This is a genomic window from Nocardiopsis exhalans (assembly GCF_024134545.1).
GTDB lineage: Bacteria > Actinomycetota > Actinomycetes > Streptosporangiales > Streptosporangiaceae > Nocardiopsis > Nocardiopsis exhalans.
Genome location: NZ_CP099837.1, coordinates 1,309,445 through 1,333,071, shown reverse-complemented (window position 1 = coordinate 1,333,071; position 23,627 = coordinate 1,309,445). Strand labels below are relative to the sequence as shown.

The following is a 23,627-nucleotide window of genomic DNA, read 5'->3' as shown; positions in this document are numbered from 1 at the left end:
AACCCGTCGGCCCGAAAGCGCCGCTGGGGCGTTCGGACACCGCCGCCGGGACGGCTGTCCCGGCGGCTGAACCGCTCTTAGGCGGGCTGCGCGGCGGCCTTGACGGCGGCGCGGGCGGCGTCGGCCATGATGTCCAGGCCGGCGGTCAGCTCCTCCTCCGTCGCGGTGAGCGGCGGGAGCAGCTTGGCGACCTCGTCCTCGGGACCGGAGGTCTCCAGGAGCAGGCCGCGGTCGAAGGACTCGGCGGCGACCTTCTTGGCGATGTCGCCCTCGGCGTCGAAGGCCAGACCACGGGCCAGGCCGCGGCCGCGCACGTGCGCGCCGAAGTCGGCGTGCTCGGCGGCCATCTCGGCGAGGCGGGCCTCGACCATGTCGCCCTTGGCGATGGTGGCCTCGGCGAAGGCGTCGTCGCTCCAGAAGCGGCGCAGCGCCTCGGCACCGGTGACCATGGCCGGGTTGAAGCCACGGAAGGTGCCGTTGTGCTCGCCCGGCTCCCACACGTCCAGCTCGCGCTTGAACAGCGTGAGCGCCATCGGCAGGCCGTAACCGCTGATGGACTTGGACAGGGTGACGATGTCCGGGACGATGCCGGCCTCTTCGAAGCTGAAGAACTTGCCGGTACGGCCGCAGCCCATCTGGATGTCGTCCAGGATCAGCAGGATCCCGTACTCCTGGCAGAGCTCGGAGAGCCCGCGCAGCCACTCGGCGCTGGCGACGTTGATGCCGCCCTCACCCTGGATCCCCTCGACGATGACGGCGGCCGGGGCGTCCAGGCCGCTGCCGCTGTCGTCCAGGAGCGTGCGCAGCCACAGGAAGTCCGGGGTCTTGCCGTCGAGGTAGTTGTCGAACGGCATGGTCGCCACGTGGTCCAGCGGAACGCCGGCGCCGCCGCGCTTCATGGAGTTGCCGGTGACGGCCAGGGCGCCCAGGGTCATGCCGTGGAAGCCGTTGGTGAAGTTGATGATGGTCTGGCGACCGGTGTACTTGCGGGCCAGTTTGAGCGCGGCCTCGACCGCGTTGTTCCCCGCGGGACCGGGGAACTGGATCTTGTAGTCCAGGTTCCTCGGTTTGAGGATGAGGTCCTCGAAGGTTTTCAGGAACTCGCGTTTGGCCACGCTGTAGGCGTCGAGGCTGTGGACGATGCGGTCGTCCGTCAGGTACTCGATGAGCGAGGTCTTCAGCTCGGGGTTGTTGTGACCGTAGTTGAGCGATCCGGCCCCGGCGAAGAAGTCCAGGTAGGGCTTTCCCGACTCGTCATAAACGTGGCTGCCGACCGCCTTGTCGAAGACGACCGGCCAGTTCCGGCAGTATCCGCGGACTTCGGACTCGAGGCGCTGGAAGGTCTCCATGGTGCTGCTCCTTGGTTCCTTTCCCCAACTTCGTGGGCTCATGGCTTAGACGAGGGGTGGGTACAGGATCGAGTTGATCCGGTGCGGATGGTCAGTCGTCGGTGGCGGGATGCGAGCCGAAGGGCCCGATGCGGACGAGGTCCTCGGGCTCGTGGGGCTCGTCACCGTGCTTCGGGAAGTGCTCCTCACCGAAGAGCGGGCTCCACACGGCCTCGGTCTGCCGGCTCCGCGCGAAGGACGCGAAGAGGGCTCGGGAGGCCTCGTTGTCGGGAGTGACGGTCGCTTCGAGGTACTGAAGGCCCTGCTCGGCGATCGCGTCGCCGATGAAGTCGAGCATCCGGCGGGCCAGCCGCTGACCCCGGTACGCGGAGTCGACGGCCACCTGCCAGAGGAAGTACGTGTCCGGGCTGTCGGGACGGACGTAACCGGTGACGTAGGCCGCCACCCGGCCGTCGGTGTCCCGCGCCACGACGCTGGTCGCGGCGAAGTCCCGGCACCAGAGCGTGTAGGCGTACGGAGAGTTGACGTCCATCCCCGTCTCGCCGGCCAACCGCCACATGTGCGGCCCGTCCTCCGGGGAAGGGTGCGAAAGGCGCACGCCTTCACGGCGCGCGGCCTCTGCGGTCTGGGAGCTCACAGCCCCGCCTTCAGTTCGGTCGCGTGCTTGGAGGTTCGTTCGTAGATGTGGCACGTCGATCGAACTTAGCGAACGAAGGTCAAAGACGTTTCAGCGAGATTCCGCGCAGATGTTTAAGGGGATTCTGAGTGGGTAGGACTCGTTTATTTAGCAGCTTGAGTCCACTCTGAGCCGGGCTTTCAGGTGACGCGCCGTAGTGGCTGTCCGCCCTGCTCACGCCTTGTCTATCAGGGGATTCGACCCCGGGAGCGGGCTCGCGTAGCCCAGGGTGAGAACGCGCCCGGCGATGGGCCGCCGACATCCGTCAGGGTCAAACATAGAGCCTCCGCGAGGAATATTAAGCGTGCGTTAAGTCACATCAATTCGGTGGAAAGCTCGCGACATAACGCGCGATCCAGGCGACCCCGCACGTCACACGCTACGCCTGCCGACTCCCGGAACCACCCGTACGCAGGAATTTCTCGCACCTCCGCGGCGGCACGCCGACTTGTCATCTCCTGCCCGAATCGCCCCGCTCCCTTGACGTCAGCAGGGGCACGAAGCTCCTCGACACAGCTGAACGTCCTTGATGAATCGCCGAGTTTCCATCAGACTCTGTGTAGTACGACCTCATGTAGTACTACAATTAGTCGCACCGCTTCGCCGCAGCCCGTCAGGGACGCGCATCCCCGAGACGGCAGTGCGGACTCGAACTTCGTCGCCCCTGCCGTAGAACCACGGCGGGGACCACTCACCAGGGATCGGAGGCGTCCGTGAATCGCCTGTACCACGACAGCGAGGACTGGGTCGAGCAGGGAAACTGCCGCTCGTACGACCCGGAGATCTTCTTCCCGGTGAGCAGCACCGGGATCGGCCGCACCGACACGGAGCAGGCCCTGGACGTCTGCCGCAGCTGTACTGTTCGCCCGGAATGTCTGCGGTGGGCCCTTCGCGCTGGTGAGGCTCATGGAGTCTGGGGTGGGACCACCCCAGAGCAGCGTCGCTACATGCGCCGCGAGCTGGTACCGGCGGGATAGGCGCAAGGCTGAGCCGCCGGGCGCGGGAGGTCGCGAGCCGACCCCGCACCCGGCGGCTCAGCTGTGCCTCCCCAACCCGTGTCCCCGGACGATCAGGCGCCGGGGCTCCGAGACGAACGAGCCCGTTCTCACGTCCGGAGGTCTTGCGGCCCCTGGGGGCACGGCCTAGGTTCACTACCGTGCGACCCGCTCACGGCACACTCCGCCTCACGCGCACGGCCCTCCTCGCCGGCGCGTCCACAGGCCTTGCCTGGGTCGGACACAACAGTTGGGCCGAGACGCCCGCCGGGGCCGGGGGCTTCCTCCTGGCCACGGCGTTCCTCTTCGGCCTCCTGTGGCGGTTCACCAGGATCATGCGGGGCTTCGGCGACATCTTCGCCGTGATGGCCCTCGCACAGGTCGCCCTGCACCTGATCCTCCAGGCTGCCGGGCCCGGCCTCGTCGCACTCGACCACGGAACCGACCACAGCGGGCACGGGCTGCTCTCCCACGCCCTCGGCTTCGCCCCGGGGATGCTGTTCGCACACCTGTGGGCGGCCCTGCTCGCCGCCGCGCTGCTGGCCCACGGAGAGTCCGCGCTCTGGTCCCTGGCCACCGCCCTCTCCCGTGCCCTTCCGCGCCTGCTCCGGGTACCCGACCTCGCGTTCGGTACGCCCGGTCGGACTCTCGGCGCGCCCCGGCTCGGCGCGCCCCCTCCCCCCGTGCCGTCGGCGCACGGCCCCCGCGGGCCTCCCGGTTCGTCCGCGTTCCGCCTCTGTTCCTGACCTCGCCCCGGACCGTCCGGTCCGGGGCTGCCTGAGGCGGTCCCTCACGAAACACCCGGAGCAGCACGGGCCCCGACCCGTGCCCTCCGGGCGCGAACCGCACCCGCAACGGCCTGAGAGAAGACCATGAGATCCATCCGTACCGCAGCCCTGTTCGCCCCCTTCGCCGCGGCGCTGCTGCTGGCCCCCGCACCCGCCTTCGCCCATGACGTGCTCATCGACTCCAACCCGGAGGACGGCGCCGCCCTCGACACCGTTCCCGAGGAGGTCGTGCTGACCTTCAACAACTCCCCGCTGGCGGGCGGCAGCGGCAGCGCCATCGTGGTGACCGGCCCCGACGGCGCCGAGAACCAGGAGGGCGAGCTGGAGTTCGACGGCACCGACGTGTCCGTGGGCCTGTCCCCGCTCGGCGAGCCGGGCGAGTACAGCATCGCCTACCGCGTGGTGTCCTCCGACGGCCACCCGATCCAGGACACCCTGACCTTCTCGGTCAGCGAGGAGGCCGTCGCGGCAGCAGCTCCGGAGGAGCCCGAGGAGGACCCGGCCGGGGCCGAGGAGGAGGTCCCCGCCGAGGACGCGGAGACCATCGACGACTCCGCCGCGACCGCGGAGAACACAGCCGCCGAGGAATCCGGCACCTCCCCGATGATGGTGCTGGCCGGTATCGTCGCGGCGGTCGCCGGCCTCGGCGCGATCGTGCTCGTCGCGGTGCGCCTGCGCAACCGTCCCGGAGCGGGCTCGGACAAGGGTTCGGGCCCAGACTCGTCCCAGAAGTAGCCAGAACGTCCCCCAGCGAAGGCTGAGGGGCGCACAAGGGCTGAGGGGCCCGCACGCCGACGCGTGCGGGCCCCTCCCGTGTCCGTGTGTGCTTCGCGCCCTCTACCTTCGGCGGGCCAGCAGGATGCTGATGTTGTCCTTGCCGCCCGCCTCCATGGCGGCCTGCCACAGGGCGTGCACGGCCGCCTCGTCGCTGCCCGCCTCGGCGATCATCCGCTCCATCTCCTCGGGCAGCACCAGGTCCGACAGGCCGTCGCTGCACATGAGCCAGGCGCTGGGGTCGGCGGCCTCGTCCCGTCCCACGTGGGGGTGCATCGACCCGCCAGAGCTGCCGCCCAGGGACTGGGTGATGAAGTTGGTGGTGACGGGGCGGCCGTCCTCGGAGGGAGGCAGCGCCGGGGAGTCGTCCTCGGAGAGCTGGCGCAGGTAGCGGCCCTCCAGGCGGTATGTGCGGGAGTCACCCACGTTGAACCAGAAGTTGCCGTCACTGTTGAGCAGGACCCCCGCGACCGTGGTCCCCATGCCGGAGAACTCGGTGTGTTGGAGCGCGTGGTCCTTGATCTCCTCGTCGATGTTGGTGAGGAGCTGGGCGATCTCCTCCGGGCCGTTGAGGCGCGGCCCCATCTCGGCCATCCGGTGCACCGCGTGCTCGGAGGCGATCTCTCCCGCGGCCTGGCCGCCGATTCCGTCCGCGACCGCGAGGATGACCGGTTCACTCACCGGCAGCACGCAGCGGACCGGGGAGGTCATGTTCGCGCTGGCGACGGTGAGAGCACCCATGACCACGGAGTCCTCGTTGGCGGGGCGGATAGCGCCCCGGTGCGTGAGGGCCGTGACAATGACTTCCCCACCAGCGACACCCATACGCCCTTCCTCCCGTTTCATCGGCCGGATGGCCGGTTGGCCGGCGTCTGGCGCCGGGCCTTGGTCGAGTCCCGTACAACGTCTGGATTCTGTAACCGTACCGAGCCACCGCCGGAGTCGGTCAAAATCCGCGTACATCATGGCGGAAAACACCCGGATATGCAGTTCCCGCACCGGTTTTCGCCGCCAAAAGTGTTGCGACGGTTCAGCCTGGGACGTGTGTTGTGCCCTCGTCCGGTTCCGGTCTGACAGTAGCGCTGCTGGGACCCGGCCGACAGGGCCAACCGACAGGTTCGGTCAACCCGCAGCCCAGAGGGCCTGTGCGGGACCCGGTACCCGTTACGCCGGAGGGGTTTCGGACGTGCCGTGGGGCACCGGAGGCGATCGGACCCACGTTGTCGCCTCGCTCACGGTCTGGCAGAATGAGGGCGTTGGGTGTCTAAGACGCAGACACACACGACCGCCCCGCGCGGCGCCTGGGTCCTCAGTGACCCGTTTCCAGGTGCGCCCGGTGGCTCGAACCCTTCCTTCGACGGTCGTTTGGTGTGGTCTTGTCGTGCGTCGTTCCCAGCTCCCTCCCTCTCCGGTATCCACCGTCCGTACACCCCGCGTGCGTGCGGCGCCCAGTGCTGCCCTGCACCCCCCTCCACCGGTTCGCGGACCCGTTCCCCAGGTCTCCTCCCCCTGAATCCCCCTGACTCGCTTCCTGACCCGTCCTCCAGGTCCCGGACCCGCCGCCCTGTCCGGGCGGACCGGGCGGTCCGGCGTCCCTCCCGGGCGCCGGAGACGGACCACAACGCACAGTCGCTCCCGGGAGGATTCCGACTCCCCGCTACGGAGTCCCCCCGGGCCCATCCACGACGGACACCAAGGCGGTGTCCAAGGAGTTCAGCCCAGTGAAGATCGCCATGGTCGCCGAACACGCCAATCCCCTTCCCGCCCACCGGGGTGAACCGGCCTGCCCCACGAGCCTGCACGTGTGCGCGCTGTCCCGTCAGCTCGCCAAGCGCGGCCACAAGGTGACCGTCTACGCGCGCCGCAGCGACCCCGAGCAGCCCGACGGCCGCACGCGCATGGCCCGCGGCGTCTCCGTGGCCTACCTGGACGCCGGGCCCGCCCGACCGCTCGACGACAGCGAGCAGGCCGAGCACACCGGAGCCTTCGGCACCGCGCTCGCCGCCGTCCTCGACGAGGACGGCCCGGACGTCCTGCACGCCATCGGCTGGACCAGCGGCCTGGCCGCGCTGCACGCCCAGGCGCACAGCGAGAAGGACCAGAGCGGGACGCCGATCGTCCAGACCTTCCACTCCCTCAACGCCAGCGAACAGCGCTCCGGCCTCGCCCACCGGCCCGACCGCGCCCGCATGGAGACGATCCTCGCCTCCCGCGCCGACCACGTCCTGGTCAACTCCACCGACCAGCAGGGCGAGCTGGCGCGCCTGGGCGTGCCCCGCCACCACGTGAGCGTCGTCCCGTTCGGAGTGGACCCCGACCACTTCAGCGTCGAGGGCAGCGCCTCGGCCGAGCCGTGGCACTCCCGCCGCGAGGAGCGGCCCCGGCTGATCTCGGTCACCTCCCTGACCGGGGCCGGCGGCGCCGAGCGTCTGGTGGAGGCGATGACCCGCCTGCCCGAGGCCGAACTCCTGCTCGTCTCCACCGCGGACGACCAGGAAGTTGCCCTGGACGAGAACGCCCGCAAGATCGAGCTGCTCGCCAAGGAGGCCGGGGTCGACGACCGCGTGCACCTGACCGGCCCGGTGGAGCGCAAGGAGCTCCCTCGCCTGCTGCGCTCGGCCGACGTGTACGTCTCGGCCGCCTCCTACGACCCCTACGGCGGCGCCGTCCTGGAGGCCATGGCCTGCGGCCTGCCCGTGGTGGCCACCGCCACCGGGGCGGTCCCCGGCGCGGTCCTGCACCGCACCAGCGGCGTGCTCATGCGCTTCGGCCGCCCCGACGAGGTCGCCCGCTCCGTGCGGGCCGTACTGAACACGCCCACCATGAGCACCGCCTACGGCATCGCCGCGGTGGACCGGGCCCGCTCCCGGTTCACCTGGCAGCGCATCGCCGTCGAAACCGAGATCGCCTACGAGCGCTCCCGGCCGCAGCAGGCCGTGCGCGAGGATGTCGAAGAGGATGAGGCGGAGCTCCTCCTGTCCGGTTCGGCTCACTGAACGGCCCCACACACTGATGACGTTCGAACACCAGGGACTGCTCTTTCGCCGTGGGAGACGGTTCCACGAGGTGGCCCGGGAGCGGCTGAGATCCGCCGTACGCGAGGACGCTCACGCGGTGCTCTCGGTCACCGACCCGGCCGCGCTCCTGGACGGGCTCACCCCGCACGAGCGCGACCGGGTGGACGTCATCGCCAGGGAGAGCCTCTACGACGCCCCCGGGCGCACTCTGGCCGCTCTGCACCGGCTGGCCCTGGCCCACGGCCCCGGGCCGGTCTGCGTGGTCGCCGAGCCCCCGCTCGCCGAACTCAGCGACGGCTCCACGATGGAACTGCGCGAGTGGCACCGGTTGGAGTCGGTGCTGAGCACCGCGCTGGCCCCGATGAGCATGCGGCTGCTGTGCGTGCACGACCAGCGCACCCTGGGTCCGGGTGTGCGCGCCGCGGTCCGTGCCACCCACCCGGCGCTGGTGGACGAGGAGGGGCCCCGACCGAACCCGGCCTACCTGGGCACCCAGGCCTTCGGGCGCCGCCCCCTGGCTCCGGAGCCGATCCCCGTGCGCGGGCCGGTGCACCGCCTGGAGATCTGCCAGTCGCTGCCCCGCCTGCGCGGGGACCTCACGTCCCTGGGCGAGGCCGTCGGGCTGCCCCGGGACCGGGTGGACAGCGTGGTCGTGGCGGTGAACGAGCTCGCCGCCAACGTGCTCGAACACGGAGCGGGCAAGGGCAGCGTGCACGTGTGGCGGGGCGAGGACCGGTGGGTGTGCGACGTCTTCGACGAGCAGGGCGGCCTCACCGACCCGCTCGTCGGCTACCGTCCGGCCGACACGCTCCGCCCGCGCGGGTACGGGCTGTGGATCGCCCGGCAGAGCTGTGACTTCCTGGAGATCAGCGGCAGCGACCAGGGTTCGCTGGTGCGGCTGCACTTCTTTGACCAGCAGGCTCGGTTTGACCAGCAGGCACGACTGGAGGAGCGGGCACAGCTGGAGGAGCGGGTGCGCGCCGAACAACCGAGACCGGACGGGCAGCGACAGCGGCGGGGCGAAGAGAACCGGCGGAGCCCGTAGGGCAGGCTCAGCCCTTGAGCGCTCCCACGGCGTGATCGGTGCTGGCGTCGATCGGGATGACCTGGTCGATCCCGGCGATCACGAACAGGCGGTTCACCTGCTGCTGGGGCTCGGCGACGATGAGGCCCAACCCGAGGTCGCGGGCCTGCCGGAAGGCGGAGACCAGCACACCGATGCAGCGGGAGTCACAGAAGCCCACCTTGGCGAGGTCGACCACCACCCCTTGGGGCAGGGGCGCCGCCAGGACCTCGTCCAGGGCGTCCGCGAGCGCGGGCGAGGTGACCGCGTCCATCTCCCCCACCGGGGCCACGACGACGACGCCATCCTCGCGACGGATCGAGATGTCTGACGTCACGCTCGGTTCTCCTTGTCGTTCACGTGCGCGGATCGGAGTTCGGCGCGCCCCTGGCGGACCGACCGCCCCGCACCTCGACGTCCCAGTTCGTGCTCCCCGCATCATCATGACGGCTTACGGTCACGCTCGGGACTCATCCCGACCCCGGTCAGGTCTGTGCAACCGGGGCTTCAGCGACCGTTCGGCCGCGGGCGGCGCGACCGCTGCGGTCCGGTGTTCTTCTCCACCAGGTCCCGGGCGACGTCCACGACCTTCTTGCGGTTGCGCTGGGCGACCTCCCGCAGGGCCGTGAAGGCGGTGTCGGCGTCGCAGCCCCGGGCGTGCATGATGATGCCCTTGGCCTGGTCGATCAGGGTACGTGCGGACATCGCGCGGCGCATGTGGGCGGACTCGCGGGCCGCGTCGGCCTGGCGTCCGGCGGTGTTCAGGGCCATGGCCGCGTGTTCGGCGAGCAGCGCGGTGAGCTGGGTGACCACCTCCTCGTCGAAGGCGTCGGCCCGGCCGGAGTGCACCCCGAAGGTGAGGATCCGGTCCTCGTCGCCGGCGGCGTCACCGGAGAGCTTGCTGGGCTGGGTGACCGAGGAGCGGTCTCCGCACTGGACTGCCATGCTCGTGTAGCGGGGCCAGCGGTGTTCGCGCAGTACGTCGGCGACCCGGACCTGGCGCATCTCCCGGACCGCCTCCACGGTGGGGCCCTCGTCGGTCGTGTACTGGTGTTCCAGGGCCTCGGAAAGATCCGCGTGGGACGCCCCGTAGTCGGTGACCACGTGGCGGATCGCGCCGTCGGAGCCCACCACCTCGCGCCAGACCACCACCAGGGCGGCCGAGCAGCCGGGGACGCCGAGGGCGGCGGCCCTGCTCATCTGGTCCAGGGCGCGTTCGAGCGTGGTGTTCTCCGCCTGCCCCAACGCGCCGATGTCACGGGCGAGGTGTTCGATCCACACAGCCCGAACCTCCTGCCGAAAACTCCCGGGTTCCGGGACCAACGGTAACCTTCGGGGGACCCTCGACCGGACAGTCGCCGGTTTCGGCGGGCGGACACCGGAGCCAACGGTGTCAGGCCCGGCCGCGACGGGTACCGGCAAGAAGCCCTCGAAGACGACCGGGAGACCGTGAGCGTGTCGGAGAACCTCGCCGATCTGCAACGCGAGATCGCTGCTCTGAGTGAGCGCATCGCCGCTTTGCGCAATACGCACGCCATGTATCCGGACGACGCCCAGGGCACCGCCGAGGCCTCGCTGGCCGAGCTGGAGTACGCCGAGCGGCTGCTCGGCACGGCCGGGGCCGAACTGGCCCGTTCGCACAGCGAAGCGCCCGGGCCCCGCAAACCCGCCGAGGACGGGGACCGGGTCCTGTTGCGCGCCGTGTTCAACGAACTCAGCGTGCCCGTGGTGCTGCTGGACCACGACGGTTACGTCCGCCGGATCAACAACGCCGGGGCCAACCAGCTGGGCAGTGCCCCGGGCTACCTCACCGGCAAGCCCTTCACCCACTTCGTGGACCTGCGCAAACGGGCGGCCATGCAGTCGTGGCTGGCCGCCGTGCTGCGCGGGGACGGCCCGGCCCACCTGGAGTCCCGGCTGGCCCAGCGCGGCTGGGCGGAGGACGTGCACCTGACCCTCACCCGCCTGGAACTGCCCACCGAGGCGCAGCCGCTGGTGCTGGTCGCGATGTCTCGGCCGATGAACGGCGCCGAAGAAGAAGGCCCCGCCCCGCTGGAGTCCGAGGTCGAGGACCAGGTGGTGGTCCTGGCCGCCAGGAGGCTGGACGTGCTCACCCGGATGACCCGGCTCCTGCTGCGCGGCACCACGCCCACCGAGGACCTCGCCCTGACCGAAGCGGCGGACCTGCTGGCCGACTCGTACGCGGACTGGGTGGTCATCGACGTCTGCGACCTGCCCGAGGACCCCGAGGCGGCCCGCCGCGCCTCCGTGGTCGGCCCGGCCGACGCCCCCGAGGGCCAGCGCGAGGAGGTCGCCGCGCTCACCCCGGGCGACTCCGACATCCCCGGCGAGGTCCTGGGCCGAGGCCAGTCGCTGCTGTTCCCGCTGATCGAGGACGAGACGGTCCTGGGCCACACGGACACGGGCGCCCCGCTGCTGTCCGTCCTCGGCGCGGGTTCGCTGCTGTCGGTTCCGCTGAGGGGCAGTCGCGGTGTCCGCGGCGCCCTCACCCTGATCCGCCGCAGCAACCGCGGCAGCTTCCGCCTGGCCGACCTCGGCCTCATCGAGGAGATCGGCGAACACATCGGCCTGGCCCTACCGCCCCGCCCCCAGTGAGAGAGCACGGGAGACGGCACGTGCGGGAACCCCTGGCCCTCCCCCACGACCCCGCCGCCGTGACGGAACTCCTCGCCTGGGCCCGCGGGGAGCCCACCTCCGTGATCTTGCTACCAGAAGCGAAATCGGCGCCGAACTTGCTTCTGGTAGCAAGATCATCCGGGGGGAGGGGCCGGACCGGCTGTCTGCTGGCCCTGCTCGGCCCGGCTTACTCGTCGGGGCCGTGGAGGGTGTCGACGAGGGTGGACAGGCGGGAGGCGGAGCGGTCCACCCGGCGGACGGCGTCCACCAGGGGCTGGTCGATCTCCTGGTACTTGTCCACGACGTGCTCGCGCAGCGCGGTGAGGTCGGTCTGGACCTGGCGGGAGCGCTGGGAGAGCTGTTCGGCCAGGAGCTTGCCGGGTTCGCCGGTCTCCTGGCTGAGCACTCGTTGGAGGGACCTGGCCTGCTCGCGCATCTGCGCCTTGAGCTGGTGCAGCTCCACGAACACCTCGACCTTGGAGCGCAGTACCCACGGGTCGAACGGCTTGATCAGGAAGTCCACCGCGCGCGAGGAGTAGCCGCGGAAGACCTGGTGCCGATCGACTTCCTGGGCGGTCAGGAAGATGATCGGTACGTCCTTGGTCTTCTCGCGCTGCTTGATGTGCGCGGCGGTCTCGTAGCCGTCCATGCCGGGCATGATCACGTCGAGCAGAATGACCGCGAAGTCGGTGCCCAGAAGGTGCTTCAGCGCCTCCTCACCGGAATTGGCCCGGACCAGGTTCTGGTCGAGGGAGGTGAGGGCCGCCTCCAACGCGATGAGGTTCTCGTCGCGGTCGTCGACGAGAAGGATGTTGGCCTTCTGAGTCACTGCTGGCTACTCCGAGTCTTCGGTCGGGGTGCTACCGGTCCTGCCAGTGTCCCCGTTCGCTTCGCTGTTATCCCTGGTGTCACTGTGGTTGTTGTGACCTGTGGCGCCATTGTGCCCGTCCGGAGATCCGGCCGTGTCGGCGGCCCTGAGATCGTCGCCCGCGGCACCGGCCCTGGTCTCCTCCGGACCCGCCGTGAGCCACCTGCGCATCACGTCCAGGAGGTGGTCCAGGTCCACCGGCTTGGTCACGTAGTCGGTGGCGCCCGCCGCGAGGCTGCGCTCCCGGTCGCCCTGCATGGCCTTGGCCGTCAGGGAGATGATCGGCAGGTCCTCGAACTGCGGCATCTCGCGGATCCGCTGGGTGGTCTGGTTGCCGTCCAGCTCGGGCATCATCACGTCCATCAGGACGAGGGAGATGTCCTCGTTGGCCTCCAGCTTCTCGATCCCCGTGTGACCGTTGTCGGCGTAGAGGACCTCCAGGCCCTGGGCCTCGAGAGCGCTGGTCAGCGCGAACACGTTGCGTACGTCGTCGTCGACGATCAGCACCCGCTGCCCGGCCAGGACGGCGCGCCGTTCCGGGTCGGTCCGGGCCTCGGCCGCCTCCCGGGCGCTCTCCTCCTCGGGGCTCTCGGCCTCGGCGGGTTCGGGCGACTTGAGCACCTGGACCATCGGCAGCGGTTCGGGGTCCTCCCCCGCGTCGGTCAGGGCGGCCACGACCGCGTCGAAGTCCTCGTCGGCGATGTCGAGGTCGTCGTCGCCCAGGTCCGGGAGGCTTTCGTGGTCGATCCGGCTCGGTTCGAGTGCGGCGACCGGCTCCATGGCGGGGATCGCGTCGGTGGTCTCCCCCGTCTCGTCGGGCAGGCGCACCGGAAGCAGCAGGGTGAAGGTCGACCCCTGGTTGGCCACGCTCTGCACCCTGATCTCACCGCCGAGCAGGCGGGCGAAGTTCCGGCTGATGGACAGGCCCAACCCGGTGCCGCCGAAGCGCCGGGAGGTGCCGCCGTCACCCTGGTGGAAGGCCTCGAAGATCACCTGGAGCTTGTCCTCCGCGATCCCGATGCCGGTGTCGGCGACGGTGAACGCGATGACCTCCTCGTTCTCCACGAACATGTCGAGGTCGGTGTCCTCCAGCGCCCAGGCCGGTTCGATCAGCAGCCGCACCTCGCCCTGCGGGGTGAACTTGACCGCGTTGGAGAGCAGGTTGCGCAGGATCTGCTGCAGGCGCTGCTCGTCGGTCCACAGAGTGCCGGGGATGTCCGGGGAGACGTCCACCGCGAACGCCAGTCCCTGCTCGCCGGTGACCGGGCGGAAGGTGGCCTCCACGTAGTCGACCAGCTGCGCGATGGAGACCTCGCTGGGCTGCACCTCGGCTCGGCCCGCCTCCACCTTGGACAGGTCGAGGATCTCGTCGATGAGCAGCAGCAGGTCGCTGCCGGCCTTGTGGATGGTCTGGGCGAACTCCACCTGCTTGGCGGACAGGTTCTGCTCGGCGTTGTCGGCGAGCAGGCGGGCCAGGATCAGCAGGCTGTTCAACGGGGTGCGCAGTTCGTGCGACATGTTCGCCAGGAACTCGGACTTGTACTTGGACGAGACCTGGAGCTGGTGCGCGCGCTCCTCCAGGGCGTTGCGGGAACGCTGGATCTGCTGGTTCTGGAGTTCGATGGCGCGGTTCTGGTTGGCCAGCTGGGTGGCCTTCTGGCGCAGCTCGGCGTTCTTGCCCCGCAGCTCCTCCTGCTGGCGCTGGAGCTCGTTGGAGCGTTCGCGCAGCTGGCTGGTGAGCTGCTGGGACTGTTCGAGCAGGTGCTCGGTGCGGTTGTTGGCCAGGATGGTGTTGATGGTGGTGCCGAGCAGGGCGACCAGCTGGCGGAGGAAGTTCTTGTGGATCTCCCGGAACTCCTCGTAGGAGGCGAACTCGATCACGCCGAGCGAGCGCCCCTCCGTCACGATCGGGAGGATGTACAGGTGCCCCGGCTGGGCGCTGCCCAGACCCGACTGGATCGTCACGTACCCGGGCGGGACGTTGGAGATCTGCTGTTCGACCTGCTGGGACAGGGCCTCCCCGGCCAGGCCCATGCCCTTGCGGATGCGCAGGCGCTCCTCGGGCGGGTCGAAGCCGAAGCCCGCGTAGAGGCGGAAGACACCCTCGTTGTTCTGGTCCTCGGGCAGGTAGCAGGCGCCGTGCTGGGCCTTGATCAGCGGGGTGACCTCGGTCATGATCAGCCGGGCCAGCTCCTTGAGGTCGCGGTGGCCCTGGATGTGACCGGAGATGCGGGCGAGGTTGGACTTGAGCCAGTCGGCGTCGGCCTGATCCGTGGTGGTCTCGCGCAGGTTGGACACCATCAGGTTGATGTTGTCCCTGAGCTGTTCCATCTCGCCGCGGGTGTCCACCTGGATGCTGCGGGTCAGGTCGCCCTTGGCCACGGCGTTGGCGACCTCGGCGATCGCGCGCACCTGGGTGGTGAGGTTCCCGGCCAGGCCGTTCACGCTGTCGGTGAGCTGCTTCCAGGTACCGGTGACGCCCTGGACCTTGGCCTGACCGCCCAGCTGCCCCTGGCTGCCCACCTCGTGCGCCACCCGGGTGACCTCGGTGGCGAAGGCCGACAGCTGGTCGACCATCGTGTTCACCGTCGTCTTCACCTCGAGGATCTCGCCCTGGGCGTTGACGTCGATCTTCTTGGTGAGGTCACCTGCGGCGACCGCGGTCGTGACCTCGGAGATGTTGCGCACCTGGGTGGTGAGGTTGTGCGACATCGAGTTCACGTTCTCGGTGAGGTCGTTCCAGATACCGGAGACGCCCTTGACGCTGGCGCGACCGCCCAGCTTGCCCTCGGTGCCCACCTCGCGGGCCACACGTGTCACCTCGTCGGCGAACGCGGACAGCTGGTCGACCATCACGTTGATGGTCTCCTTCAGCTCCAGCATCTCGCCCTTGGCGTTGACGGTGACCTTCTTGGTCAGGTCACCTGCGGCGACCGCCCGCGTGACCATGGAGATCTGCCGCACCTGATAGGTGAGGTTGTTGGCCATGGAGTTCACGTTGTCCGTGAGGTCCTTCCAGACCCCGGACACGTCGCGCACGTGGGCCTGACCGGCCAGCTTGCCCTCGGTACCCACCTCACGGGCCACCCGGGTGACCTCGTCGGCGAACGTCGAGAGCTGGTCCACCATCTTGTTGATGGTGTCCTTCATGTCGAGCATCTCGCCCTGGGCGTCGACGGTGATCTTCTTGCTCAGGTCACCCTTGGCGACCGCCGTCGTCACCTGCGAGATGTTGCGGACCTGGTAGGTGAGGCTGTTGGCCATCGAGTTGACGTTGTCGGTCAGGTCCTTCCAGATGCCCGACACGCCCTTGACGTTGGCGCGACCGCCCAGCTTGCCCTCGGTACCCACCTCACGGGCCACCCGGGTGACCTCGTCGGCCAGGGAGTCGAGCTGGTCGACCATGGTGTTCACGGTGTTCTTCAGGTCCAGCATCTCGCCCTGGACGTCCACCTCGACCTTGCGGGTCAGGTCACCGCGGGCCACCGCCGTCGTCACCTTGGAGATGTCGCGGACCTGGTTGGTGAGGTTGTCCGCCATGGAGTTCACGTTGTCCGTGAGGTCCTTCCAGATGCCCTGGACCCCGCGGACGTTGGCACGGCCGCCCAGCTTGCCCTCGGTACCCACCTCACGAGCCACCCGGGTGACCTCGTCGGCGAACGTGGACAGCTGGTCCACCATCGTGTTGAACGTGTCCTTGAGCTCGAGCATCTCGCCCTGGACGTCGATGGTGATCTTCTTGCTCAGGTCGCCCTTGGCGACGGCGGTCGTGACCGTGGAGATGTCGCGGACCTGGAGGGTGAGGCGGGAGGCCATCTGGTTCACGGACTCGGTGACCTCGCGCCAGGCGCCGGAGACGTCCTCGAGGTTGGCGCTGCCGCCCAGCTTGCCCTCGGTGCCCACCTCGCGGGCCACCCGGGTGACCTCCTCGGTGAAGCCGCTCATCTGGTCGGCCATCCGGTTCACCGTGTTGGCCAGGCGCAGCAGGTCGCCCTTGAGCTCGCCGCGGCGGCCCTCGGTGGAGGCGCGGCGGTTGAGTTCGCCCTCGGCGACCGAGTCCAGGACCCGGGCGACGTCGGTGACGGGTTCGGCGACCTCGTCAAGGAGGACGTTGAGGGCCCGGGCGCTGTTGCCCCAGGCTCCCCGGGCCGGGTGGACGTTGACCCGCTCGTTGAGCCGGCCCTCGTCGCGTACGACGTCACCGACCCGCTGGAGTTCGGTACTGAGCTGCTCGCTGTGGTCGATCACCTCGTTGAACACCGAGGTGATCTCGCGGAGTTTGCCGCTGCCGCGCGACCTGAGTCGGACGCTGAAGTCGCCGTCGCGCATCCGGTACAGGGCACTCAGGATCTCGTCGAGCTGATCGTCGGCCAGTTCCGTGACCGCCTCGGGCATGAACCCCTCCTCAATCCCGCACGTCTTCTCGGCTCACGTCTTCGCGGCCACCGAACCCGCGCGGCCAGACCCGCCCGGCCCACGGTGGACCGGCCCCGTACGAACCTCACGCACGGGGCACGGAGGTACACGTTTCTCACGCGCACCCTTGGTGATCCCCCGTCACGCTACCGTCGCGAGGTACCACCCGAAAGAAGCGGATGTGTCGTCTTACACTAACTGGCCAAGCCATCGCGCACAGGAGGCTTCGCCATGTTCCCCTTGTGCCCGCGACCGGCGAACCGGAAGCGTGCCGGCCGGACCCGGCTGTGAGTCGGGTGTGGGCCGGGTACGAACACCGCTCGGGTGAGAGGTTCGTGGTGGACCCGTGGGACCGCTTCGAAGCGGATCAGGGTTCCCCGGCCAGGCGGCACGCGTATCGTGGCAGTGGCCACCACTCCCACACCCGCGCCCAGTGACGAAGGACACCGACGGCTTGGCAGCACAAGACGCGTTGAAGGTCGCTCGACGAGAGTTCCCCCCTGCTCCCGAGACCGCGGCGGCCGCCCGAGAATTCGTGCACGACACCCTCCTGACCTGGGGTGTGCCTGATCCCTTCGACGACATCATCCTGCTGGTCAGCGAACTGGTCACCAATGCGGTCATCCACGCGGACTCGGCCCTGGAGGTGACCGTGCGCCGCTCGGACGGCTCGACCGAGGTGATGGTCACCGACTCCGCGCCCGAGCGCGCCGTGCCGCAGGCCGGGCCGCTGACCGTGGACACCTCCCCCTCCACCGGGGACGAGCGCAGCGGCGGCCTGGGCCTGGCCCTGGCCTCCGCGATCGCCTCCAGCTGGGGTGTGAGCTACGGGCCGGGCGACAAGGCCGTGTGGTTCCGGATCGATGACAGGGCCGAAGAACACCCGTCCCTGGAGTCACCACCGATCCGCCGGGGCCCCTCGCGTCCCGTACGGCCGCCCGCGTGGTCGGCCCTGGACGCGGCCCTGGGTTCGCGGCTCTCCCTGCCCCAGCTGCTGGAGCGCACCGTGGAGTACGCGACCACCGCGCTGAGCGGGGACGCCGCCTACATCGCGCTGGCCACCTCCGACGAGACCATGTGGGAGGTGCGCTCGGCGATCGGGCTGACCGGCGGCGCGCACTGGCGCCCGCTGCGGGTGCGCACCGAGGAGATCTTCCCGTCGGCCGCGCCCGAGCCGGGCCCGGTGATCAACGACGACCTCATGATCGCCCGCGCCACCCGGGGCGCCCTGGCCAGGGCCGGGATGCGCTCGCTGGTGACGGCGCCGCTGATCGTGGACGGCCGGGTGACCGGACTGCTCGGCGTGGCCTCCACCCGGGCCCGCCACTTCGGCCCGGCCGCGGCCAAACGGCTCCAGGAGGGCGCGGACCTGATCGCGCTGCCGGTGGAGCGGGCCCGACTGGCCGAGGTCGAACTGAGCCGCCGCGCCTCGCTGAGCTTCCTGGCCGAGGCCAGCGACCTGCTCGCGGGCACCCTGGACGAGCGGATGACCGGCGCGCTGGCCGCGCAGCTCATCACTTCGCGGCTGGGGCGCTGGTGCGCGATCCACACCACCAACGAGCTCGGCGTCTCCAAGCTGACGCACGTGGTGCACGGCGACGAGAACCTCAACGACCTCCTGAGGTCCCTGCTGACCACGCTGCCCCCGCGCGAACAGCGCGAGCCCGGGCCGCTGTGGGCGTCCAAGGACCTGGTTCAGGAGGGTCTGGACGAGCAGATCACCGGGATGATCGCCCGCGGTCCGGCGATCAGCATCCCGCTGATCGCGCACGGCCGCGCGCTGGGCCGGATGACCATCGGCAAGAACGAGTCGGACGACTTCACCCGCGAGGAGGCCGACGTCGCCGACGACCTCAGCCGCCGGGTGGCCTCGGCGATGGAGAACGCGCGCCTGCACGAGCGGCACACGGCGATGAGCACGGCGCTCCAGCGCAGCCTGCTTCCGCCCAAGGACAAGGAACCGGTGATCCCGGGCGTGGACCACGCGGTCTACTACCGGCCCTCGGACGAGCGCAGCGAGGTGGGCGGCGACTTCTACGACGTCTTCTCCGCCAACGGGCGCTGGTGCTTCGCGATCGGCGACGTCTGCGGCACCGGCCCGGAGGCCGCCGCGGTCACCGGCCTGGCCCGGCACACCCTGCGCGCCCTGGCCCGCGAGGGCTTCACTCCTGCGCACATCATGCAGCGGCTGAACCTGGCGATCCTGGACGAGAACACCTCGACCCGGTTCCTGACCATGCTCTACGGCGAGATGACCCCGGCCAGCGACGACCTGGGCGGCATGCGGGTCCGCATGGTCTCCGCGGGCCACCCGCTGCCGCTGCGTCTGAACCCGAAGGGCGAGGTGTCGGCCTTCGGCACGTCGCAACCGCTGCTGGGCGCCTTCGAGGACGTGGGCTTCAGCACCGAGAGCGTGGACATCCGCCCGGGCGAGGTGGTCCTGGCTGTCACCGACGGCGTCACCGAACGCCGCAGCGGCTCGGACATGCTCGGTGACGAGGGGTTGGAGAAGATCTTCTCCCACGCCGCGGGGTTGACCGCCCAGGCGGTGATCAGCCGCATCGACCGCGAACTGGAGGAGTACGCACCGGGCGGCAACGCGGACGACACGGCGATGCTGGTCCTGCGCTTCCTGTAGGAACACACCGGGCAGGGGCTCCCGTGTCACGGGAGCCCCTGCTGTTCTTCTTCTGGCGCTTCAGCGCAGCGGCCCGCAAGCGGCCGGGTTGGTCGCCTCCATGGGCAGTTCCGGGTCCAGGTCGCTGGGGCCCAGGACGTCACCGTAGGTACCGCTGCCGTCGTAGTCGATGCCGTGGATCACGACGACAGCGTTGTCGGAGCGGATCGCTTCGACGGCGGCGTCGCTCAACTCGAAGGTGCGGTCATAGGAGATGACGCCCCCGGGAGCGGTGGGGAAGCGATCGATGGCCAGCGCGCTGGCCGCACTGGTGTCCCCTTCGGTGGTGATCGAGGTCTCGACTCCGCCGTAGGCGTCGAACCCGTCCAGGGTGCTCAGCGCGCGCTGCCCGTTGTGGATACCGGCGTCGTAGTCCGTGGGGCACTCGCCCCGACCGCCGATGTGGATGTGCTGGGCGTGCGGGTGGTCGGCGAGGATGTCGTCGACGTGGATCCTGATCCGCGCGTCGTTGTCGACCAGCCAGACCTCCGCGGTGCCGGAGGCCTGGGAGTTGTTCACCGTGACCGGCGCGAGGTCGGCGGTGTACTTCTCGACGCCGTGGTAGCCGGACCAGTCGTCGGCCTGGGCGCTCGCGGCCGCCAGTGGAAGAGCGACGGCGGCCGCCGCCATCACACAGGTAACGCTTCGAAGGTGACGCATGGAACCCTCTCACCTAGAGATTGTTACTCTGAGTGAGTATTCATGATCACAGAGAAATATCAACGGCATCAGCCCTTGTCTCCGCAGGAAACCCTCAGAGCCAGCCCATGTCCTGGGCGGTGCGGATGGCGGACATGCGGTTGTCGGCGCCGGTCTTGCCGATGGCGTTGGACAGGTAGTTGCGGACCGTGCCCTCGCTGAGGTGGAGGCTCTTGGCGATGCGGGCGACCGTGGCCCCGTCGGCGGCGGCGCGCAGGACCTCGGCCTCGCGGTCGGTGAGGGGGCTCTCCCCGCCGACCATCGCTGCGGCGGCGAGTTCGGTGTCGATGTAGCGGCCGCCCTCGTGGACCTTGCGAATGGCTCCGGCGAGCTGCTCCACCGGAGCGTCCTTGGCGAGGAAGCCGCGGGCACCAGAGGACAGGGCGCGGCGCAGGTAGCCCGGGCGGCCGAAGCTGGTGAGGATGACGACCCCGCATTCAGGAGCCTGTTTCCTGAGCTCGGCGGCGGCCTCCAGGCCGGTGGCCCCCGGCATCTCGATGTCCAGGACGGCGACGGCGGCGCCGTGTTCCAGGACGGTCTCCACCACCTGGTCGCCACGGCCGACCTCGGCGACGACCTCTATGTCCTCCTCCAGGCCGAGGAGCGCGGCGATCGCTCCGCGCACGAGGTGTTCGTCGTCGGCGAGAACGAGCTTGATCACGGGTGGGGCCTTCCCTGTCGTAGGCGCGTTCTGGGGGCGCGGGCACGGTATCGTTCCGGACATTGTGGTGCATAAAACCCCGAAGTCGCAGGGGCGTATACACCGGGGAGACGCGTTTCGGTGGTGGGGAGGCAGCCGACCAGCGCCGGAGCGAACTCGAAACCAGGCTGTATCGGGCTCTCACCCTGTTCTAACCAACGCGCCCCAAGATGAAGCATGTCAGTACATCGTCCCGCCAGCCGGAGGATGAGTTGCAGCCGAACGACCCGAGTGACGGTCCGGAGACCGGTGCTGAAGCCGAGCGCGGCGACGCCGAGCACGGTCGCACCGGGTCCGGTGCCGCAGCACAGCCCCAGTCCGAGCGTCCCCGTACCGAGCAGGCCGACGGGGGTGAACAGGTAGCGCACCGGGATCCGGTGTCCGACGCCGTCGAGGCGGCGGACGTCAACGAGAACCACGCGCCCGCCGAACCCGCCGGGACAGCCGGGGAGCGGCCTTCGGACTCGCCGCGTTTCTCGCCGCCCGAGGGCCCCGAGCACGGCTGGGCGACCGGACCCAACGACACCGACCGCGCGTCCTACGTCTTCCCCGGCCCCGAAGGGCACCCGGGACAGCAGGGCCAGTCGGTACAGCCGGGACAGCAGAGCCCCCTCGGGCGTCCGGGGCAGCCGGGACATCCGGGCCCGGGTGGTACACAACCCGGCCAGCCCGGAGCCTTCGGGGCGCCTCAGGGGCCGCGGCCGTACCAGGGGCAGCCTCAGGGGCCGCACACGGCGGCGTTCGCCTCCGGTGGGTTCGGTGGTCCGGGCGGTCCGTCCGGGCCCGGTGCTCCGCAGGGGCCCGGCGGTTTCGGCGGCCCGCAGCCGGGCGGTCCCGCCACCCCGCACCCGGGCGGTCCGTTCGGACCCGCGCACCACAACCAGTTCGGCCAGGGGATCCACCCCGACCGGCTTCAGGAGCCCCGCAGGAAGCGCGGCACGGGCCGGATCGTGGGTGTCGCCGCGGTGACCGCCCTGGTCACCAGCCTGATCGTGGGCCCGGCGGCCGCTCTGGGCACCGCGTACCTGATGCCCGGCGGGCCGAGCTCGCCGATCAGTTCGCTCACCGGCGAGCAGGGGTCGTCCGCGACCGAGGGCGCTGTCGGTGACGTCGCCGAGCAGGTCCTGCCCAGTGTGGTCTCCATCCAGACCAGCGCGGGCGGCGGCAGCGGTGTGGTGATCTCGTCCGACGGCCAGATCCTCACGAACGCCCATGTGGTGGAGGCCGCCGGGGGCGGGCCCCTGCTCGTGCAGTTCAACGACGGCAGCTCGGCGGAGGCGGAGGTGCTCGGCGCCGACCCGGTCTCCGACATCGCCGTGATCCAGGCCAAGGGCCGTACGGACCTCGCCCCGGCGACGCTCGGCGACTCCGACCAGGTCGGTGTGGGCGGTGACGTGGTGGCGATCGGTTCGCCGCTCGGCCTGTCCGGCACCGTGACCTCGGGTGTGGTGAGCGCGCTCAACCGCCCCGTGAACACCGGAGCCACCGAGAGCGGCAACAGCCAGACCTCAACGGTGATCAACGCGATCCAGACCGACGCGGCGATCAACCCCGGCAACTCCGGCGGCCCGCTGGTGAACATGGCCGGTGAGGTGATCGGCATCAACACCGCGATCGCCGGGCTCTCCCAGGAGAGCGGTTCGGTGGGTCTGGGGTTCGCCATCCCGATCAACCAGGCCCAGCCGATCGCCGAGCAGCTGATCGAGCACGGCAGCGCGAGCTACCCGGCCATTCAGGCCACCATCGCGCCCAGCCGGACCGGCGGGGCCGAGATCATGGAGCTCACCGAGGACGGAGCCGCCGACGAGGCCGGTCTGGAGCCCGGTGACGTGGTGGTGTCGGTGGACGGCGAGAACGTGACCTCGCCCGACCAGCTGATCGCGCAGATCCGCGCCCGCCAGCCCGGTGACGACGTCACCCTGGGCGTCCTGCGCGGCGGCAGCGGGTCGGAACAGGAGGTGACGGTGACCCTCGGCGAACAGGGCGCCACCGCGGCCGAGGAGGAGACCTCGGAGATCGAGGAGGACTGACGGGGGCGTCTTCCGCCACTTTCTCCGATACGCGGGCGGGGGCGGGTCGGCCAGTGGGCCGGCCCGCCCCCGCCCGTGTGAGCGGCCGGAGCCGGGGTTCAAGACCGAAGGACCGGCTTCGAGGGCAAGGCGGGCCGGAGGATCCGGGGCAGGGGCAGAGGCCGGTCACGGGGCCAGGTGCGGAGAACGCACAGCAGAGCCAGCAACAATACGACTTGACACACATGGTTGAACACGAAGAGCATTCTTTCCCGCACCGTGTGCTACACCTCCGGTCGCCTCGGTGTCACCGGAAGGTCGGCGACGGTCCATGCCCGTGGCTCAGGCTCGGGGCACACCGCGCCGCACCGGCCCAGAAGCAAGGCCGAGCCGCTCACGCCCCCAGGAGAACCGGTATGTCCACGTCCTTCGCACCCCAGTCCCCCGCCGTTCCCCGGGCCTTGGGGGAGAACAGGTCTCCGGGAACGGTGGGAAGCGCTCGCCCGCGCGGAAGGGGTGGCCGGCCGGGTGGTGTTCCTCGGTTTCGTCGCACACGAGGACCTGCCGGACGTCTACCCGTGCGCGGACGTGTTCACCATCGCCGGTATCTCCGAACTCCAGAGCATCGCCACCCTGGAGGCGATGGCCAGCGGGCTGCCGGTGGTGGCCGCCGACGCCATGGCTCTGCCGCACCTGGTGGAGGAGGGCCGTAACGGGTACCTGTACCCGCCGGGAGACCCCGCCGCGCTCGCGGCGCGGGTGGGCTCGGTGGTGTCGGAGGAGGCGGTCCGGGCACGGATGGGCGCGCACAGCCGGTCGATGGCCTCCCGGCACCGCCTGGAGGACTCCCTGAAACGGTTCGAACAGATCTACCACGACGTGTCCGTCGGCTCCCGGACATCAGGGGCGCGGGTGGGGACGGGGCGGGGGTGAAGGGGTCTGCGTACCCGCTCACGGGC

17 protein-coding genes and 1 pseudogene are annotated in these 23,627 nt (G+C 70.1%); 9 read left to right on the top strand and 9 right to left on the bottom strand.

The annotated features are described in order from the left end of the window. Nucleotides 1-77 precede the first annotated feature (77 nt). Together ectB and ectA are read right to left on the bottom strand one after the other, a co-directional pair. Nucleotides 78-1,349: a diaminobutyrate--2-oxoglutarate transaminase gene (ectB, locus tag NE857_RS06035; protein WP_254420131.1), complete on the bottom strand. Its 1,272-nt coding sequence runs from the start codon at nucleotides 1,347-1,349 to the stop codon at nucleotides 78-80. 91 nt (nucleotides 1,350-1,440) lie between these two features. Beyond that, on the bottom strand, nucleotides 1,441-1,947 hold the full coding sequence (gene ectA / locus NE857_RS06030; RefSeq protein WP_275041018.1) for a diaminobutyrate acetyltransferase: 507 nt from the start codon (nucleotides 1,945-1,947) through the stop codon (nucleotides 1,441-1,443). A gap of 791 nt (nucleotides 1,948-2,738) precedes the next feature. Between ectA and NE857_RS06025 the strand changes: the two genes are divergently transcribed. From NE857_RS06025 to NE857_RS06015, 3 genes are all read left to right on the top strand, one after another. Continuing rightward, nucleotides 2,739-3,002: a WhiB family transcriptional regulator gene (locus tag NE857_RS06025; RefSeq protein ID WP_017546866.1), complete on the top strand. Its 264-nt coding sequence runs from the start codon at nucleotides 2,739-2,741 to the stop codon at nucleotides 3,000-3,002. A 179-nt stretch (nucleotides 3,003-3,181) separates the two neighbouring features. Further along, nucleotides 3,182-3,766 (top strand): copper resistance protein, encoded by a 585-nt coding sequence (locus NE857_RS06020; RefSeq protein WP_254420130.1) that lies wholly within the window; start codon nucleotides 3,182-3,184, stop codon nucleotides 3,764-3,766. 126 nt (nucleotides 3,767-3,892) lie between these two features. Continuing rightward, nucleotides 3,893-4,543: a copper resistance CopC family protein gene (locus NE857_RS06015; protein ID WP_254420129.1), complete on the top strand. Its 651-nt coding sequence runs from the start codon at nucleotides 3,893-3,895 to the stop codon at nucleotides 4,541-4,543. Between the two features lie 102 nt (nucleotides 4,544-4,645). Here the strand turns inward: NE857_RS06015 and NE857_RS06010 are convergent, their stop codons facing one another. Further along, nucleotides 4,646-5,407 carry a PP2C family protein-serine/threonine phosphatase gene (locus NE857_RS06010; RefSeq protein WP_017583031.1) on the bottom strand — a complete coding sequence of 254 codons (762 nt, stop codon included), beginning with the start codon at nucleotides 5,405-5,407 and terminating at the stop codon, nucleotides 4,646-4,648. A gap of 896 nt (nucleotides 5,408-6,303) precedes the next feature. Between NE857_RS06010 and NE857_RS06005 the strand changes: the two genes are divergently transcribed. Together NE857_RS06005 and NE857_RS06000 are read left to right on the top strand one after the other, a co-directional pair. Further along, the gene (locus NE857_RS06005) at nucleotides 6,304-7,578 is read left to right on the top strand and encodes a glycosyltransferase (protein WP_254420128.1); all 1,275 of its coding nucleotides are present in this window, start codon (nucleotides 6,304-6,306) and stop codon (nucleotides 7,576-7,578) included. A 16-nt stretch (nucleotides 7,579-7,594) separates the two neighbouring features. Next, a complete protein-coding gene (locus NE857_RS06000) occupies nucleotides 7,595-8,644 on the top strand; it encodes an anti-sigma factor RsbA family regulatory protein (RefSeq protein ID WP_254420127.1) in 1,050 nt (349 codons plus the stop codon). Between the two features lie 7 nt (nucleotides 8,645-8,651). On the opposite strand, the gene NE857_RS05995 is transcribed toward NE857_RS06000, so the two are convergent. Both NE857_RS05995 and NE857_RS05990 read right to left on the bottom strand, forming a co-directional pair. After that, nucleotides 8,652-8,999 (bottom strand): STAS domain-containing protein, encoded by a 348-nt coding sequence (locus NE857_RS05995; protein ID WP_254420126.1) that lies wholly within the window; start codon nucleotides 8,997-8,999, stop codon nucleotides 8,652-8,654. Nucleotides 9,000-9,169: 170 nt separating this feature from the next. Next, complete coding sequence (locus tag NE857_RS05990) at nucleotides 9,170-9,943, bottom strand: GAF and ANTAR domain-containing protein (protein ID WP_254420125.1); 774 nt, start codon at nucleotides 9,941-9,943, stop codon at nucleotides 9,170-9,172. A 174-nt stretch (nucleotides 9,944-10,117) separates the two neighbouring features. On the opposite strand from NE857_RS05990, the gene NE857_RS05985 reads away from it, so the two are divergent. After that, a complete protein-coding gene (locus NE857_RS05985) occupies nucleotides 10,118-11,278 on the top strand; it encodes a PAS domain-containing protein (RefSeq protein ID WP_254421880.1) in 1,161 nt (386 codons plus the stop codon). Nucleotides 11,279-11,486: 208 nt separating this feature from the next. Here the strand turns inward: NE857_RS05985 and NE857_RS05980 are convergent, their stop codons facing one another. After that, nucleotides 11,487-12,128 (bottom strand): response regulator, encoded by a 642-nt coding sequence (locus tag NE857_RS05980; protein ID WP_254420124.1) that lies wholly within the window; start codon nucleotides 12,126-12,128, stop codon nucleotides 11,487-11,489. 6 nt (nucleotides 12,129-12,134) lie between these two features. Then, complete coding sequence (locus NE857_RS05975) at nucleotides 12,135-16,562, bottom strand: HAMP domain-containing protein (RefSeq protein ID WP_254420123.1); 4,428 nt, start codon at nucleotides 16,560-16,562, stop codon at nucleotides 12,135-12,137. Between the two features lie 493 nt (nucleotides 16,563-17,055). Here NE857_RS05975 and NE857_RS05970 point away from each other — a divergent pair, with 493 nt between their 5' ends. Further along, nucleotides 17,056-19,221 carry a SpoIIE family protein phosphatase gene (locus tag NE857_RS05970; protein WP_254421879.1) on the top strand — a complete coding sequence of 722 codons (2,166 nt, stop codon included), beginning with the start codon at nucleotides 17,056-17,058 and terminating at the stop codon, nucleotides 19,219-19,221. Nucleotides 19,222-19,281: 60 nt separating this feature from the next. Here the strand turns inward: NE857_RS05970 and NE857_RS05965 are convergent, their stop codons facing one another. Both NE857_RS05965 and NE857_RS05960 read right to left on the bottom strand, forming a co-directional pair. Next, nucleotides 19,282-19,920, bottom strand: coding sequence for a hypothetical protein (locus tag NE857_RS05965; protein ID WP_254420122.1), 639 nt, complete (start codon nucleotides 19,918-19,920; stop codon nucleotides 19,282-19,284). 94 nt (nucleotides 19,921-20,014) lie between these two features. Beyond that, a complete protein-coding gene (locus tag NE857_RS05960) occupies nucleotides 20,015-20,620 on the bottom strand; it encodes a response regulator transcription factor (protein ID WP_254420121.1) in 606 nt (201 codons plus the stop codon). Between the two features lie 251 nt (nucleotides 20,621-20,871). On the opposite strand from NE857_RS05960, the gene NE857_RS05955 reads away from it, so the two are divergent. Beyond that, complete coding sequence (locus tag NE857_RS05955; protein WP_254420120.1) at nucleotides 20,872-22,689, top strand: trypsin-like peptidase domain-containing protein; 1,818 nt, start codon at nucleotides 20,872-20,874, stop codon at nucleotides 22,687-22,689. A gap of 450 nt (nucleotides 22,690-23,139) precedes the next feature. Next, nucleotides 23,140-23,601, top strand: a pseudogene (locus tag NE857_RS05950) (glycosyltransferase); the annotation flags it as partial. Between the last annotated feature and the right edge of the window lie 26 nt (nucleotides 23,602-23,627).

What these genes read in the sequence shown, in the direction of transcription:
- ectB (WP_254420131.1), bottom strand. Translation starts at nt 1,349, where the DNA reads ATGGAGACCTTCCAGCGCCTCGAGTCCGAAGTCCGCGGATACTGCCGG.
- NE857_RS06015 (WP_254420129.1), top strand. Translation starts at nt 3,893, where the DNA reads ATGAGATCCATCCGTACCGCAGCCCTGTTCGCCCCCTTCGCCGCGGCG.
- NE857_RS06010 (WP_017583031.1), bottom strand. Translation starts at nt 5,407, where the DNA reads ATGGGTGTCGCTGGTGGGGAAGTCATTGTCACGGCCCTCACGCACCGG.
- NE857_RS06000 (WP_254420127.1), top strand. Translation starts at nt 7,595, where the DNA reads ATGACGTTCGAACACCAGGGACTGCTCTTTCGCCGTGGGAGACGGTTC.
- NE857_RS05975 (WP_254420123.1), bottom strand. Translation starts at nt 16,562, where the DNA reads ATGCCCGAGGCGGTCACGGAACTGGCCGACGATCAGCTCGACGAGATC.
- NE857_RS05965 (WP_254420122.1), bottom strand. Translation starts at nt 19,920, where the DNA reads ATGCGTCACCTTCGAAGCGTTACCTGTGTGATGGCGGCGGCCGCCGTC.